This is a genomic window from Amycolatopsis azurea DSM 43854 (assembly GCF_001995215.1).
Classification (GTDB): domain Bacteria; phylum Actinomycetota; class Actinomycetes; order Mycobacteriales; family Pseudonocardiaceae; genus Amycolatopsis; species Amycolatopsis azurea.
Genome location: NZ_MUXN01000020.1, coordinates 57,520 through 74,275 on the forward strand (window position 1 = coordinate 57,520; position 16,756 = coordinate 74,275).

A 16,756-nucleotide genomic window follows, 5' to 3' on the forward strand; every position below is an offset into this window, starting at 1 on the left:
AGGTCATGCCGACGCTACTGAACGACCACATCGCCGAGGACGGGGCCGGGAGCGCGATCGTCGACGAGGCGGGAGCTGTCGGCTGGGCACTGCTCGGGGAGCGGGTGAACCGCTGGATCACCCTGCTGCGCGACCGGGGGCTCGGCGAGGGCGACCGGCTGGCCTGTGTGCTCGGAAACCGCCGGGAGACCTACGAGGTGCTTCTGGCGTGCCTGCACTCCGGGATCACCGTGGTCCCGGTCAACTGGCATCTCACCGACCCGGAAATCGCTTACATCATCTCGGATTCCGGGAGCAAGGCCCTGGTCGTCGAGCCCTCGTACGCCGAGACGGCCGGACGCGCGGTGGCCCGGTCCACCGGCGGGTGCGCGACGCTGTTCGTCACCGGCTCCTCGGACCAGGCCGGCTTCGAAGCGGTGGAACCGTTGCTGGCCACCGTGTCCGCGGCCGAGCCCGAGGGACAGACCTGCGGCGCCACGATGTTGTACACGTCGGGGACCACCGGCGCCCCCAAGGGCGTGGTGAACGGTCTCTTCGTCGTCGGCGCGCCGTTCTCCCGGGTGGCGAAACTGACCAGATACGCGCATGTCGTCCTGGACGTCCCGGCGCGCGAGCGGTGCCTGCTCGACGGTCCTTGGTACCACTCGTCGCAGTTGTTCTTCTCGCTGCTCGGGCTGTTGCTGGGCTCGACGCTGGTGATCCGCCGGTCGTTCGACCCGGAGTCCACTTTGGACGTCATCGACCGCGAGCGGATCACCGCCGCGCACCTCGTGCCGACCCAGTTCATCCGCCTGCTGCGACTTCCCCCGGAGGTCCGCGCGCGGTTCTCGGGGGCGAGCCTCGGCCGCGTGTGGCACGGCGGCGGCCCGTGCCCGCCGGACGTCAAGCGCCGGATGATCGACTGGTGGGGCCCCGTCCTGACGGAGTACTACGGCGCCACCGAGGGCGGCGCGGTCACGCTCACCGGCTCGCGCGACTGGCTCGCGCACCCCGGCAGCGTCGGCAAAGCCGTGCCCCCGAACGAGATCGTGATCCTCGGCGAGGACGGCACGCCGCAGCCGGCCGGCGCGACCGGACGGGTGTTCGTCCGGCGGGTCAAGGGTCAGAGCTTTTCGTATCACAACGCCCCCGAGAAGACGCGGTCCGCGCATCTGGAGCCGGGCACCTTCACCTTCGGCGACGTCGGCCACCTCGACGAGGACGGTTTCCTCTACCTCACCGGTCGCGCGCAGGACATGATCGTCTCCGGCGGGGTCAACGTGTACCCGGCCGAGATCGAGGCCGTGCTGCTCAACCATCCGGTGATCCGGGACGTCGCGGTCATCGGCGTCCCCGACGACGAGTTCGGCGAGCGGGTGGCCGCCGTCGTCGAGGTCGCCGAAGACGCCCCCGCGGACCTGTTCGCGCTGCTGGACCCGTTCTGCCGCAAGTCTTTGGCGGGCTTCAAGACCCCGAGGTCGTACCACGTCATCGAGCGGCTCCCTCGGGAGGCGACCGGCAAGCTCCGCAAGGACGTGCTGCGCGAGAGCTTCACCGCGATCGGGATAGGACGGCCCGACATCGCGCATCCGGTGACGTTCGCCGCCGGGGTGCCGCACGGGGAGTTCGCCCGCCGCCGCGAGACCGAACCGGTGGCCTGGACCCCGGAACCGTTGCTGACCCGGCATTCCAGCGCCGGCCGCACCGCGCAGCGCGGCTCCGGCTACTGGGCGGTGACCCGCTACGACGACGTCTACGCGGTGTCGCGGCGGCCGGAGGAGTTCTCGTCGGCGGCCAAGGGCGCCTTCCTGCCCGACCCGCGGACGCCGGGCGACCTCAAGCAGACCCGCCAGCTGCTGGTCAGCATGGACGGCCCCGAGCACGTCCGGATCCGCCGCCTGGTCGCGACCGTGTTCACGCCCAAGTCGGTCCGCGGGCTGGGCGACAGCATCGCCGGGCACGCCCGGCGGCTGGTGGAGAAGGTCACCGCGGCGGGGGAGTTCGACGCCGTCGCCGAGTTCGCCGCGGAACTGCCGCTGCTGGTCCTGTGCGATCTGCTCGGGGTCCCGCCGCAGGACCGGCACCTGCTCTACCGCTGGGGCAACGCGCTGGTCGGCTTCGACGACCCGGAGTTCGGCGGCGGCGACGTCGACACCTACCGGCGGACCTTCGCCGAAGCGTTCGCCTACGCGATGAAGCTCGGCATGTCCCGGCGCGAGAACCCGACCGACGACCTGATCAGCAGGCTGGTCAACGCCGAGGTCGACGGGAAACACCTGAGCGACAGGGAGTTCTGCAGCTTCTGGCTGCTGCTGGTGGTCGCGGGCAACGAAACCACCCGGCACCTGATCTCCGGTTCGCTGGAGGCGCTCGTCGCCAACCCGGCCGAACGCGACCGGCTGGTGTCCGGTGAGGTGCCGGTCGCCACCGCGGTCGACGAGCTGATCCGCTGGGTCACCCCGATCATGCAGTTCCGCCGCACCGCGCTGCGGGACACGGAGATCGCCGGGCAGCCCATCGCCGAGGGCGACAAGGTCGTCGTCTACTACACCTCCGCCAACCGCGACCCCGCCGTGTTCACCGACCCGGACCGGCTCGACCTCGGCCGGAATCCCAATCCTCACCTGTCCTTCGGTATCGGCCCGCATTTCTGCCTCGGCGCGCACCTGGCCCGGCTGGAGATGTCGACGCTGCTGACCGAACTGCTGCCGCATCTGTCCCGGCTGCGCCTGACCGGGCCGGTGACCCGGCTCGAGTCGAACTTCGTCAACGGCGCCAAGAGCATGCCCGCGAGCTTCGGGTGACTTCACGAGAAAGGGAGGCCGTCGTGCCCTCGAAACCTGTCCAGCCGAGCCGAGCGGGGACCGTCCCCTGGCCCGCCGACCTGGTCGCGCGCTACGTCGCCGAAGGCCATTGGAAGGGCCAGGCACTCGCCTCGCGAATCGTGGCCGCCGCCGACGCGACTCCGGATTCCGAGGCCCTGACCGATGGCGACTTCCGGCTGACCTATGGCGAGCTTCTGTCCCGTGTGGACGGTGCCGCCCAGCGTCTGCGCGCGCTGGGGCTCCGGCCGGACGACCGGCTGCTCGTCCAGCTGCCCAACGGCTGGGAATTCGTCGTGCTGACGCTGGCGTGCTTCCGGCTCGGCGTGATCCCGGTGATGGCGCTGATCCAGCACCGCAGGCACGAACTGTCCTATCTGGCCGAACTGTCCGAGGCCCGCGCGATCGCCGTGCCGGATCGCGTGAAGGACTTCGACCACCAGGAACTGGCGGCGGAGATCGCCGCCGGTGCCGAGACGATCGAGCACGTCATCGTCGCCGGTGAGGCTCGTGAAGGCAACGTGGACCTGCGCGCGCTGTGCGCCCCGGCCCCGGACGCCGGGTCGGCGCGCACGGAGCTGGACACGCTGGCGCCAGACCCGCGTTCGGTCGCGCTGCTGATCCTTTCCGGTGGTACCACGGGTTTGCCGAAGCTCATCGCGCGTACCCACGACGACTACGCCTGCTACGTCGACGGATCCGCCGACGCCTTCGGTTTCTCCGCTTCGTCGGTGTATCTCGCCGTGCTGCCGTTCGGGCACAACTACCCGCTCAGCGCGATCCTCGGCGTGCTCTGGGCCGGCGGCCGCGTGGTCGTCTCGCCGTCGCCGTCCCCTCGGGACTCGCTGGGCGCGATCGAAGCCGAACGCGCCACGGTGACGTCGGTGGTACCGGCGATCGTGGTGCGCTGGCTGGAGTACCGCGAAGCCGACCAGCACCACGATCTTTCGTCGTTCGAGGTGCTGACCTTGGGCGCCGCGCGGCTGCAGGACCAGCTGGTGCGTCAGATCAGCTCGGTGTTCGGCTGCACGCTGCAGCAGGGCTACGGCATGGCGGAGGGGCTCACCAACCTCACCCGGCTGGACGACCCGTTCGACGTCACCTGCGACACCCAGGGCCGCCCGATCAACCCGGCCGACGAGCTGCGGGTGGTCGACCCCGACGGGAACCCGGTCCCGCCGGACGGGCAGGGCGAGCTGATCACCCGCGGCCCGTACACGATCCGCGGGTACTACCGCGCGCCCGAGCACAACCAGCGCGCCTTCACCCCGGACGGCTGGTACCGCACCGGTGACCTCGTGCGGCTGCGCCCGGACGGCTACGTCGTCGTCGAGGGGCGCACCAAGGACGTGATCAACCGCGGTGGCGAGAAGATCGCGGCCGAGGAGGTCGAATCCTTCGCCTACCAGCTCGATTCGGTGGAGATGGCGGCCTCGGTCGCGATGCCGGATCCGGTACTCGGCGAGCGCGGCTGCCTCTACGTCGTGCCGATGCCCGGCACCTCGGTCGAGCTGCGGGACGTCATCGACGTCATGGAGACGGCGGGGGTCGCCCGGTTCAAACTGCCGGAGCGGCTGGTGATCGTCGACGCGATGCCGCGCACCCCGATCGGGAAGATCGACAAGAAGGTCCTGCGGGCGGACATCGCGCGGCGGCTGGAGGAAGAAGCCGCCTGAGACCCGAAGCCGGCTTTACGACCCCCTTGGCCTGGCGGGTCGGCGGTGTTGCGAAAGCCACTTTCGCAACCTTCAACGTTGCGAAAGTGGCTTTCGCAACACCGCCGCCCACGCCCCCTCACCTACCTGAAGCGCGTGAAGGCCCCCTTCCCTCGGCTCAGCCGAGGCAAGGGGGCCTTCACGCGTGGACCGCACGTACCCGGAAAGCCCGAAAAGACTCGCAGAATGGGATAAGACGGAGCCCATATCGCGGTGCGAAGCTAGTGGGGCAGACGGACATCGGTCTGGGTTCCGCCGCGTGGCGTGGAAAGGCTCGAGCGCGGTTCACCCCATCGCTTTTGGGAGAAAGGACGCACAAATGAGCGTTACCACAACGCGGAAAGGCGGGCCGCCCGCAGCCGCGGAAAAGCCGGCCAAACAACGCTATCTCGCGGTCGACGGCTTGCGCGGGCTTTGCGCGCTGGCACTGCTCTTCACGCACGTCGCGATGATCGCGGGAGTGCTGGGCACCAAGGAACTCGGCGGCACGATCGCGTCGACCAGCGCGGTCGGTGGATTCTTCACCGGCGGTCTGCAGATCTTCGCCGGTGTCTTCTTCGTGCTCACCGGCATGTTCGTCTATCAGGGGTTCGCGAAGTCGATCATCAACGGAACCCCGCGCAAACGCGAAGGCACGGTCATCCGCCGTGTGCTGCGCCTGCTCCCCGCGTACTACGCGATGTACTTCGTGGTCCTCATCGCGCTGAACCTCCAGCAGATCGACAGCGTGTGGGACGTCCTCCGTCCGATGGCACTGCTGCACATCTACGACTGGGACGGCTGGAGCAACGGCATGGAGATCACCTGGACCGTGCCGGACATGGCGCAGTTCTATCTCCTGCTGCCGCTGCTCGCCTGGGCGACCTTCAAGTTCGCCTCCCGCGGCCAGACCGCGCGGGCACGCGCGTACCGGATGATGCTCCCCGTGCCGATCCTGTTCGCGGCCGGTATCGCCTGGCTGCTGTACTCGCAGATGAACGGTCTCGGCACCCGTGCGCTGTTCTGGTACCCGATGGGCCTGATGCCGGAGGTCGCGATCGGCATGATCATCGCGATCTGGCTGGAACTGCAGAAGGCCGCGCCGAACGAGGCGCCCAAGCTGCTCACCTTCGCCGGCCGTCACCGCGTCCTGTTCCTGGGCATCGCGCTGACCTGCCTGCTGATCAACTGTGCCCGTCCCGGCAGTGAAATCGGCATGGACGACTACTACAGTCTCACCGCACTAGGGATTTTCTACGGCCTATTGGCCATCCTCTCGGCGAGCCTGTTGCTTTCGATGGTCGCGCCAGGACCCGAGTCGCGCCTGATCCGGGCCGTGTTCACCAACCGGGTGATCCTGTTCATCGGCAAGATCTCCTACGGCGTCTATCTGTGGCAGTTCGCGGTGATGCATTTCTACCTGCAGAAACCGAACGCCTACTTCAACGGGGAACCGATGCCGTTGATGCTGATCCGGGCGGGCACCGGGTTCTGGGAGCTGCAGCTGGTCACCCTGGTCGGCACGATCATCCTGTCGACGATCTCGTACTACCTGCTCGAACGGCCGCTGATGAACTGGGGCGAGCGCGTCATCAAGCGCCGCGCCGCCCGCAAGGCGGCCACCCTGCCGCGGCCGCGTGAGGAATCGGTCCCGGCGTAGTACTCGCCATCGGACCCTCTGGCCTGGCGTCCGCCGCCCGCGGACGCCAGGCCGTTTCCGTTGCCACACCCGGAGGTACCCGTGTCCTTTTCCCATCCCCTGAACGGTTTCCACGTCCTGAGCGCCGGATCCGGCCCGGCCGTCGAGACCGCTCTCGACAGGCTGCGGATGCTGGGTGCCGACGCCGGCACCGCGCGTCCGGGCGTGCTGAGCCTGAGCGGGCCGGGTGCTTCGGTCGAGGCCGGTCTGCTCGGCCCGTACCCGGAAAACCTCCTGCAGGCCGACTACGGGATCATGGCACTGCACGGCCGGTCCGAAGCACAGCCGCGGCCACTGGGCGTCGACTACGTTTCGGTGCTCACGGGAATGGCCGCCGTCCAAGGCGTGCTGGCCGCGACTTTGGCCCAGTTGCGTGGAAACCCGGTGTCGCGGATCGAGATGGGCCCGGACCGCGTCGCGATGATCGCGGTCGCGCAGTACATCGCCGCCGCCACCGCGGACGAGGATCCCGAGGGGCCGGAGGGCACCCCGTCGACAGCGCGGCCGCCGTTCGTCTCGGCCGACGGGCTTCCCTTCGAGGTCGAGGCCTTCAGCAGTGAAGCCTGGCAAGGGTTCTGGGCCTCGCTGGGGGCGCCGGAAGGCGCGGTCGGACGAGGCTGGCGACCGTTCCTCCTCCGCTACGAACGCGCGTCGGTGTCGTTGCCGCGCGAACTGCACGAGGCGGCCGAGTCCGCCACGTTCGAGGAGATCCGCTCGATCGCCGCGTCGACCGGGATGCACGTCTGTCCGGTGAGGACAGTGGCCGATCGGCGTGCCGATCCCGACGCCGGCTCGCCGCCATGGTCGTTCCGGGCAGGCCGGGCGGCGCCGCCCGGACCCGGCGCCGAAGCCGGACGGCCGCTCGCCGGGATCCACGTCGTCGAGTCGACCCGGCGGGTGCAGGGCCCGATGGCCACCCGGCTGCTGGCACTGCTCGGCGCGACCGTCACCCGGATCGAGCCGCCGGGCGGCGACCCGCTGCGGGGCATGCCGCCGATGGCGGGTGACTGCTCGGCGAAGTTCCGCGTGCTCAACGACGGCAAGCGGATCGCCGAGATCGACTTCAAGCAGCCGTCGGGGCGTGCCGCGGTACTGGACCTGGTCCGCGACGCCGACGTCTTCCTGCACAACTGGGCGCCGGGCAAGGACACCGAGCTCGGCCTGGACGCGGCCACGATGCACGCGGTGAACCCCGGACTGGTGTACGCGACCGCGTCCGGCTGGGGCGACGCGCTGGGGGAGAACCCGCCCGCGGGGACGGACTACATGGTCCAGGCCTATTCCGGGCTGGCGGACGTGATGGCCCCCGACGGCGCGCCGCCGCGCCCGACATTGATGATCATGGTGGACATCGCGGGCGGATTCGTTTCGGCGGAAGGGATCCTGGCCGCGCTGGTGGCACGTCAGCGCTTCGGCCGGGGCGGCGAGGTCGCGACGTCGCTTCTCGGTGCGGCGGACGCACTGCTGCGCGAGCCGTCGCCCGCCGCCGTCGACGGTGTCTTCGCGGCGGCCGACGGCCTGCTCGCGATCGTGACCCAGGACGTCGTGGCACTGTGCTCGTCCCTGGAGATTCCCGTTCCACCGCAAGAAGAACTGCCCGACGCGATCACCAAGACGCTGGGCGCGCGGCCGGCGGCGGACTGGGAACGAAGGCTGGGGCCGATCGCGGTGCCCGTCCGGCGTGACCTGCGCACGCTCGTCTCACGCCGTCCCAGCCGGTTCGAGCAGAACGGCTGCGCGATCGCCACTTCACCGTGGACTTTTTCGTAGTCCGTGGCAGCGCAGGAGATGTCCATCCCTTGGGAACGCTGCGACCATGGGCTGGAGACGATGGTCCGATCGGCGGAGGAGCTTCGTGATGGGTGGGAACACGCTCGGCGTGCTGGGCTCCGACGTCAAGGTGGGATTGTCCGACGGGACGAAGATCGCCTACGCCAACCTGGACTACGCGGCGAGCGCGCCGTGCCTGCGCGAGGTGGCCGACGTGGTGGGGGAGCTGCTCCCGTACTACGCGAGCGTGCACCGGGGCGCAGGCGCCCTTTCCCAGCTGTGCACGGAAAAGTACGAGCTGGCCCGCGAATCCGTCACCACGTTCCTCGGCTGCCGCCCGGACGACGAAGTGGTGTTCACCCGCAACACCACCGACGCCCTGAACCTGCTCGCGCACGTCGTGCCGCCGGACACCGCGGTCATCACGTTCGAAGGCGAACACCACGCGAACCTGTTGCCCTGGAGCGATGTCATTCGGCTCCCTGCGCCTTCGTCGCCCGAGGAGGCGGTTTCGGCCGTCGCGAAGACGCTCGCCGTGCTGGGCACCTGGCGTCCGGCTCTGCTGGCCGTCACCGGAGCGTCCAATGTGACCGGTGAGGTCTGGCCACTGGCCGAACTCGCCGCCGTCGCCCGTCGCTCCGGCGCCCGCATCGCGGTGGACGCCGCCCAGCTCGCGCCACACCGGCGGATCGACGTCGCCGCCCTCGGCCTCGACTACGTGGCTTTCTCCGGCCACAAGCTGTATGCCCCGTTCGGCACCGGCGTGCTCGCGGGCCGCGCCGACTGGCTGGACCGCGCGCGGCCGTACCTCGCGGGCGGCGGGGCCACCGCGCACGTAGGGGACGCGCCCGGTCAGGTCGACTGGGCGTCAGGTGCCGCGCGACACGAGGCGGGCTCCCCGAACGTCATCGGCGCGGTGGCCCTCGCCGCCGCGTGCGACGCCCTCGCGGCGGCGGACCTGGACGCGCTCCGGTCCGAAGAGGACACTCTGACGACCCGACTGCACGACGGCCTGGCGGAGATCCCCGCGGTCCGGGTGCTGGGTGACTCCGGCCGCTGGCCGGACCGGCTGGGCATCGTCTCCTTCACCGTCGACGGTGTCGAGACGCGCACGGTGTCCACCAGGCTGGCCGCGGAGTTCGGCATCGGCGTCCGCGACGGCCTGTTCTGCGCCCACCCGTTCACTCGGCGGTTGCTGGAACAGGCGGGCGCGACGGCGCCGACGGCGGTGCGCGCGAGTATCGGGATCGGCACGACGAAGGAGCATGTCGACCGCTTGATCACCGGGATCCGGACCATTGCCGGATCCTGAACGCGTGAACCCGCAGTGGACTCTGAGTTCAAAAGGCGAATTCGAGTGACTTGAACCTCCCAAACAGGACAAGTAGCCTCAAACCGAGGGGGAGGGGTTGGATGACGGGGTTCGAAGCTGATCCGAAAGCCCTGCGCGACGCGGTTGACCAGGCGAAGCGTGCCGCAGGAATCGTGCGCGAGCTGGATCTGGAACGGGTGGCGGCACTTTCCGGCGCCCTGACCGGCTCAGAGTCCGCGAAGACCGCTGCCACGCTCGGCCCACATTGGGAGAGCTCGATCAGCGTATGGGCAGGGGGCGTGGATTCCTACGCGGCATCGCTGACCACCGCCGCGTCCGCGTACCGGGCTCAAGATGGCGTGGGTGAGCAGGGATTCGACGGCGCGGGTGGCCGTTGATGGTCACCTGGGCCGATGTCAGCCAATGGAAAGCCGACGGGATAGGGCAGATCGGTGACCACCTGGCCTCGCAGAACCGGCAGGTGCTCGGCCTGCAGGACGAGATCGACGGTGCCAAGCCGGCCGGGTGGGCAGGGGAAGCGGCGGAGGCGGCTGCCGGGAACCTTCGTGCCCGATGCCAGGAACTCGAGGACCTCGCCGCACGGTTGTCCGCAGCCGTGAAGATCATCGATGACACGGAGCAGGCTGTGCGCGATTTGGTGCGCAGTCTCGAAACGACGGAGGACTTCGCCGCCAAGAACGGCTTCCGGATAGACAATGGCAAGGTCGTCGAGACGGAGAACTCCACAGGGTTTCTATCCAGCGTGCTCTTGCAGGTCGAAGTGGAAGCCATCTTGGCCCGTGCCGGCGAGATCGACACCGAACTGAACACCGTGCTCAAGCGAATCCTGGCCGGCGAGATCGGGGACGCCGGTGCGACGACGCTGGCGGCGGCCGCCGCGGCAGGCGAAGACCGCATCGCCGACGAACAGCGGCACCGCGATCTCCTGGCAAAATACCAGGTCAAGACAGACGGTACAACGACGTGGCCGAGCGGCCTGACCGGCTGGATCGCGGAACAGGCGGGGTTCAAGAAGGAGAAGATCACCGAGGCCGAGGCCAAACTGCTCGACGATCTGCAGATGCGCAAGGGATTGCTCGGACTCAAAGAGTTCGCCGACATCCGACAGGACGCCTTGCATGTCGCCGAGGGCAAGTTCGAGGGCAAGGGCGGGACCGACGGGCACGCCGACGCTTTCCGCCATGCTTACTGGAACGCGATGATGACGCAGCGGTACGGAGAGGAATGGGCCCGCGACTTCGCGACCGCGCACGAGCGGAACCCGACCAGCCACCATGTCCCGGTGGCCATGGACCTGCACAACAACGAAGTCGGTCGCTTGATCGCCAAAGCCAACCCGGACGCCAGCCCCGAACAGTTGGCGAACCTGGTCGAACAAGCGGTCAAGGACGGCAAAACGGTGGTCATCGACAAGAACGACACACTGGTACCGTCCAGCGAATCGCTTCCTGGTGAGACCCGTGAAACCAAGAACAAGCCTTGGCCCACGGACAATCCAGGGCGCGGTGACGACCATGACCCCGGTCAACCCACGGCGACACCGGACCAATACTGACCATGCGCTTGATAGTGACTTTGCTCGCCCTTCTCGCTCTCGTGGCGGGCTGCGGCACGAGCACCCCAGGAGTGACGGTGGAATTCGACGACGGCCTCGAGAAAGCGATCAGCGACCTCGCCAGGTCAGGCGGCTCGCGGCCGCTCAAGGAACTGGCGTCCGGCGATTGGACCTCGGTCCAGGTCCTCACCGGCCCCGCCTCTGGCGCGCGAATCGAACGCGAACTCGGCAGGCCCGTCACGGTCGAGGGCGATGGCACCCACAGTGGCGACTATGTCCAAGACGGCAACCTGCTGGTGTTCGACCGCGACGGCGCCACCACGCGGATGGTCAGCCTCGGCACGCTCGCCGCGATCGGCGACGGGAAGTACCGCGCGGACGTCGTGCTGAAGGCGCAGGGTGGGGCCATCACGATGACCGACCCGGACGGCCGCCCCGCGGGGCGTTGATCAAGCCAGGTCAGATCGGCTATCGGGTCATCTCCTCCAGGAATTCCTGGGTTTCGGGGTCCTCCGAGAAGATGGCTGTCCCGCGCATCCCGCGAGTGAGCAAAACCTTGTACGTGTTCTTGATCAGTGCGCCGAAGTGCAGTTCGTCGGCCTTCCTGACTTCCGAGTCCTTGGAGCGCTCGCGCACCGCTCGCCACATGCCGTCGCGGCGTACGAGATCCTTGCCGAAGATCACGCCCGACCAGTCGTACTCGAATCCCTGGGCGGTGTAGATGCAGCCCACCTGGTCGAAGCCGCGCTCGTCCGTGGCCCAGTAGCTGGATTCCGGAACGCCGGGTACTGCCTTCTTGCCGTCGCCCTTCGCATTCCAGGGGCGTTTCCAGGCGCCGACCTGGACGTCGTCCACCAGGCGTGCGCCGTCCGGAGTGTCGACCGGGTCGCTCCACGGCCAGCAGAAGCCGGCTGACAGACGCGCCACTCCGCCGTGCTCCGACCGTTGCCGCAGTATCCAGGACTCGAGCGCCTCGGGAGAGGCCACGGCACTCAGAGTGATGCCCTCGTCGAGCGGGCCCGCCAGCTTGCTCCACGGAATCGGTCGCTCGCTGGTGCCGAGGCCGAGAAGCCGCGCTACCCAAGTGTCATAAGAGACCGAGCCACCGCAACGCAGCTGGTCGTGAAGGCGGACGATCTCGACCTGGCACCCGAGCGCTTCCGCCGCGGTGGTGATCTCCTTGAGTGAGCCCATCTCGCCAGGGCGCACCACTTGATGTTCGTCGAGCAGGAAGACCGGAACGGTCGCGACGTTGATGAGCTCGTTGACCTGCCGGTCAGCGCGGTCGCGCTTCTCCTTCTTCGTGTACCTGTCGGTGCCCTTTTCCCTGATGCGGTGTGCTTCGTCGCAGATCAGGACGTCCAGTTCGCGCGGCTCGCAACCGACGTAAGTGTTGAAGTACTTGAACAAGCCCTGAACCCGCTTGCTGCCACGGCCCGCGTACTTGCGCATGGTCATGGTGAACGATCGCGAGCCGGTCGCGTGGTGGACCGCGCGCCCCCGGCGGGCCAGTTCGCCGAGCAGGCTCAGCGCGATCACGCTTTTGCCCGACCCCGGTCCGCCTTCGACGATCACGACCGTGCGAGTCTGCGCGGCCCGGGAACGTTCCACCGCGCGGAGGACGAGTTCGTACGCGACCTTCTGTTCGTCCAATAGAACGAACTGTTCGCGATCCTTGATCTCGGCCGCGGCCAGATCGAGCAATGGCTTGGTGGGGCGATGCGCGAACCCGCTCAATTCATCGCCTGCCGCGACATTCGACTGCCGGGCGGCGGCGGCGTCGAGCACGGCGTTGAGGTGCTCTCCCAGCGCCGCCTTGTCGTCCATGGTGAACAGTCGGCTGGTGGGGCGGGGATTGTCCTGGAGAAGGCCGGACACGTCCGTGCGCCGCGCGTTGTGCAGGTACGCCACCGCGTGAACGGCCTGAGGCCGCTCGACCAGCGCGGGGGTGTGGTCCACGAAGTACTCCCGGTATCCGTGCACCTGCTCGGTGGGATGAAGGTGCCTCCCCTGGAGTCCGGGAATGTTGATCACCTCGGACAGATAGGACTCGGCCTTGGACCACTGCTTGAGCTCGAGGAAGACGAATGAACTGTCACCGGAACGAGGGTGAACGCCGCAGAGCACGACATCGATGCGCTGCTTGCTGTGCGGCAGCTGATGCTCGAGGAGCACCTCGACGTCGCCGAGACCGGCGTCGACGAGATCCGTCAACACGATAGGCAGGCTCCTCTGCCAGGAAGCCACCTCGCTGGTCCCGACCCTGCCGCCGAGTACGAACCCGGCTTGTTCCTGCAATCGGGTGTGCAGCCGTCCCGCGCGGGCTTCGATCAAGAGATCGGCCGCGCTGCCGCGTGCAAGAGCCACTCGTCCCTCCCCGGGGCGCAGGGGCGCCCGAGTGCTCCCCAGCAGTCGATCATAACCCGCTAGAGTGATTCTTGCCTTCACGCAATAGTGCGAGAGGCCCAAACGACGGGAACGGCCCTGGGGAGGGTGGCTTGCCGGTCATCAAGACCGCGCGTGACCTGCGCGGAGAACTTCGGCACGAGCGCATTTTCTTGGATCTCGCCAAGCATGTGGGTATCCCCTACAAAGCGTCCGAACAAGGGGGTGAGCTCGGCTCCTGGAGGAACAGTCTCCCGGTGCTCGCCGATACTTTGTGTGCTGCGGGCCTCGGGCACGTGCAGGTGTTGATCGAGTACCGGCTTCCGTACAGCCCGAAGAGGGTGGATGCCATTCTCTGCGGGGTCCATCCGGAGACCGGGAAGTCCTCCTATGTACTCGTCGAGCTGAAGCAGTGGAAGAAGGCGAAGTCGCTGGGCACCGACCTGGTGTGGACTTCCCATGGCAAGAGACAACCTGACCTCCATCCTGCGGAACAGGTCAGGCGGTACTGCCGTCAGCTACTCGACTTCGTCCCCGCGTTCGCGCGGATCCCCGGGCAAATCAAGGGGATCGCGTACATGCACGACGCCGTTCGTGGTGTGGACTGGACTTTGGACCAGTTCGAGTACGACGACTTCGGCCAGCTCTACACGTCGGACCTGCAGGGTGATCTGGTCGCCGATCTGTGGTCGCTGCTCGACAAGGACCCGGCTACGGCGGATGCGGCGGTGGCCGCCGCTCACGAATTGATCTCCGCTCGACCGGCCCCCGCGCGGAATCTGCTGAAGACCGCCTCGGACGCGTTGGCCGCCAGAGACGAGTTCGTTCTACTGGACGAACAACAGGTTGCCTACAAGACGGTGCTCGACGCCGTGGCCGAAGCGGACTCTGACAGCACGAAGCGGAAGAAGGTCGTCGTCGTCAACGGTGGTCCGGGTTCTGGGAAGAGCGCCATCGCGGTGACACTCCTCGCCGCTCTCGCGAGGCAGAAGCGAAAGGCGCTGCATGCGACCGGCTCGAAGGCGTTCACCGAAACCTTGCGGGAGAAGGTGACCGGTGACGACGATCGGTACGGCAAGATCTTCAAGTACTTCAACGAGTTCGGCTCCGCGCCGGAGGACGCGCTGGACGTCCTGATCTGCGACGAAGCGCACCGTGTCCGTGGCATGCCCGCCCGGTTGCACGGGAAGGTGCGCAGCCAGATCGACCAGCTCATCGACGTCGCCAAGGTGCCGCTCTTCCTGCTCGACGAACACCAGGTCGTGCGTCCCGGCGAAATCGGAACGAAGGCGGACATCCTCGCCATCGCCGACATCAAGGACTGCGATGTCATCGAGATCGACCTGGACGGCCAGTACCGGTGCGGAGGCTCGGCGAGCTTCGACGAATGGGTCGTGCGCTTGCTGGGACTCGGTTCCGAACCGCCGGTGTCCTGGTCGGAACTGGTCGACGGAAGTGAAGACGAGTACGTGGTCGACTCGGTCGGATCCCCGCACGAACTGGAGAACTGGCTTCTCCGGCAGGCGAAGACCTTCTCCGGCACCGCGAGAATGGCGGCCGGCTTCTGCTGGGACTGGAGTGATCCGGTCAAAGTCGAGGGCAGGCTGCGACTCGTCGACGATGTGGAGATCGGTGGTTGGCGTCGACCCTGGAACACGAAGCAGGGGTTCGAAGTCCCAGGATTTCCTTCGGCTTCCTTGTGGGCATCCGAGCCGGAGGGATTCGGGCAAGTCGGCTGCATCTACACGGCGCAGGGTTTCGAGTACGACTGGGCGGGCACGATCTTCGGTGACGACCTTGTGATCCGGGACGGTAAGTGGTTCGCCCGCAGCGGTTTCTCCTACGACCGCAAAGTGAAAGGCGCCGAAGCCCCGGAGTTCGATCGCTTGGTCCGGAACACCTACAAGGTGCTCTTGACGCGCGGTATGCAGGGAGTCTGCGTCTACTCCAAAGACGACGAGACGAACGACTTCCTGCGGAACTACGCGAGGTAGCCGCCGTGAAGCGAGCCCAAGGCGGCCGAGCGCTTCGGGCTTCCCCTTGACGCTCCCGGGGGCAGGGCCGGTCGATCGGTTCGCCCGCAAGCAGCCGATGACGACCTGCCGTCTTTGCGGGCGCTCGGCGTTTCGATGATGGCGATCCCGCGGCTACCGCTCACCGATAGGTGGCGAGTGGCTCGTGCTACCGCAGATCAGGCGCTTGCCCTACCGGCGTGTCACTCGGGGTTGCGGTCGACGTGTTGTGCCCCCGGGCCGGATTCGAACCTGCGACACCCGCTTCAGGAGGGAGGGTGACAGCGTTGACTATGGCCTCTACCTGTGACTTCTGTATCGCGATGAACCTCTGTGACCTCACTGATCACGCGGTTCGCCCGAGGTTCGGGTCACGGTATGGGTCACGTCAACCTCGCTCCCGGGTTCGGGCGTGTCGCGGCTGATACGTGACTTCGGCGTGAAGGCGTTCCGCGGCTTGAGTGGTCGCGTGGACCTACCTTCAGGTCTTGGTAGGTGGAGGTGTTGTTGTGAAGTCTGCCGTGTCGACGACAAAGGCGCGACTGGCCAAGGCTTAGCCCGTGAGCGAGGCCAGGAGGAGTTCGCCGACCAGGGCGACCGTATCCGACGTGGTGTCGTAGCCGCTGGGAGTTGTCCCGATGAGTCGCAAGCTGCGCGCGGCGGCCATCCCGAACCATCGTTCGACGTGCAGAGCGGCATCCTGTTTAGCAGGGCATCGGTGGCGGCCAGTTGCGCGCGAACAACCGGTCCGGTCTCGTTTTCGAGAGCGAGCTGGACTATGTCGAGCAGGCCGGTTGCATCCTTGACGCTGGCTCGGCTCGGAAGCCCGTGCCGAGCCGGTCGCGGACGCGCTCGTGTGGGTAGTGCTGGACTGCCCGGAATCTCTGGCACTGCATCACGATCTGCCGACCGGCACCCACGTTATCTCCCACACGTTGCGTGCCACCGTCCGTCAGCCGGTTCGACCCGGCCGCGACTACGTCGTCGTCGGGCAGCCACTCGGACAGCGGGGCCGTCCAGGTGACCGCGGCGGTGTACGACGACCCGGGCGTGCTCTGCTCTGTCATGGGCCAGACGTTGATCACCACCAAAATGGGGCTTTCCGTTGGCGCCGCTGGGCTGAGTCGGTGGTCGTGTGGTCAGGGTGGTCGTGAGTGGCAAGTTGTGTTCTGGTGGACCTTGATTTGTGTACCCACTGAGCAGCTCGACGATGCGGGAAATGTGGACACTCAACGTCCCCCATCTTCCGTTGATCAAGATCATCCTCGGGCCGGATCAGGTGTGGGTATACAAATCGCTGTCCGCCCTAATGCGATTCGCCACTCACGACTGCCCGGCTGCGCAAGTCGGTGCCGGGTCATGACCTCCTGACGCGAGTTGGGTGATAAGTAGTATGTGTCCCGGAGATGTGTAAACGTGGACTGAGGCCACAAACTGACCTTGCAATGCCCTGGGTGCGGGCGGCAAAGTTTGCTTGCAGAACGCTTAGAGTTCACTCTCAAGAGAG

10 protein-coding genes are annotated in these 16,756 nt (G+C 67.4%); 9 read left to right on the forward strand and 1 reads right to left on the reverse strand.

Annotated elements, in window-relative coordinates; all coding sequences use genetic code 11:
- Positions 1 to 5: 5 nt before the first annotated feature.
- From B0293_RS25495 to B0293_RS25530, 8 genes are all read left to right on the forward strand, one after another.
- Positions 6 to 2,783, forward strand: a complete 2,778-nt coding sequence (locus tag B0293_RS25495) for a cytochrome P450 (protein WP_005155540.1) — start codon at positions 6 to 8, stop codon at positions 2,781 to 2,783.
- Positions 2,784 to 2,806: 23 nt separating this feature from the next.
- Positions 2,807 to 4,477, forward strand: coding sequence for a (2,3-dihydroxybenzoyl)adenylate synthase (locus B0293_RS25500; protein WP_005155541.1), 1,671 nt, complete (start codon positions 2,807 to 2,809; stop codon positions 4,475 to 4,477).
- A gap of 358 nt (positions 4,478 to 4,835) precedes the next feature.
- Positions 4,836 to 6,155 (forward strand): acyltransferase family protein, encoded by a 1,320-nt coding sequence (locus B0293_RS25505; RefSeq protein WP_005155542.1) that lies wholly within the window; start codon positions 4,836 to 4,838, stop codon positions 6,153 to 6,155.
- A gap of 81 nt (positions 6,156 to 6,236) precedes the next feature.
- Positions 6,237 to 7,964, forward strand: coding sequence for a CoA transferase (locus B0293_RS25510; protein WP_005155543.1), 1,728 nt, complete (start codon positions 6,237 to 6,239; stop codon positions 7,962 to 7,964).
- A gap of 88 nt (positions 7,965 to 8,052) precedes the next feature.
- Positions 8,053 to 9,276, forward strand: coding sequence for an aminotransferase class V-fold PLP-dependent enzyme (locus tag B0293_RS25515; protein ID WP_005155544.1), 1,224 nt, complete (start codon positions 8,053 to 8,055; stop codon positions 9,274 to 9,276).
- Between the two features lie 101 nt (positions 9,277 to 9,377).
- A complete protein-coding gene (locus B0293_RS25520; RefSeq protein WP_039917236.1) occupies positions 9,378 to 9,674 on the forward strand; it encodes a hypothetical protein in 297 nt (98 codons plus the stop codon).
- Entirely contained in the window at positions 9,674 to 10,852 is a 1,179-nt protein-coding gene (locus B0293_RS25525) for a DUF6973 domain-containing protein (RefSeq protein ID WP_005155545.1), read from the forward strand. Before B0293_RS25520 ends, B0293_RS25525 begins: the two co-directional genes overlap by 1 nt.
- A 77-nt stretch (positions 10,853 to 10,929) precedes the next feature.
- Positions 10,930 to 11,301 (forward strand): hypothetical protein, encoded by a 372-nt coding sequence (locus B0293_RS25530; RefSeq protein WP_005155546.1) that lies wholly within the window; start codon positions 10,930 to 10,932, stop codon positions 11,299 to 11,301.
- A gap of 19 nt (positions 11,302 to 11,320) precedes the next feature.
- On the opposite strand, the gene B0293_RS25535 is transcribed toward B0293_RS25530, so the two are convergent.
- Positions 11,321 to 13,300, reverse strand: a complete 1,980-nt coding sequence (locus B0293_RS25535; RefSeq protein WP_342364829.1) for a DUF2075 domain-containing protein — start codon at positions 13,298 to 13,300, stop codon at positions 11,321 to 11,323.
- A 194-nt stretch (positions 13,301 to 13,494) separates the two neighbouring features.
- Here B0293_RS25535 and B0293_RS25540 point away from each other — a divergent pair, with 194 nt between their 5' ends.
- Complete coding sequence (locus B0293_RS25540) at positions 13,495 to 15,231, forward strand: DNA/RNA helicase domain-containing protein (protein WP_005155548.1); 1,737 nt, start codon at positions 13,495 to 13,497, stop codon at positions 15,229 to 15,231.
- Positions 15,232 to 16,756: the final 1,525 nt, after the last annotated feature.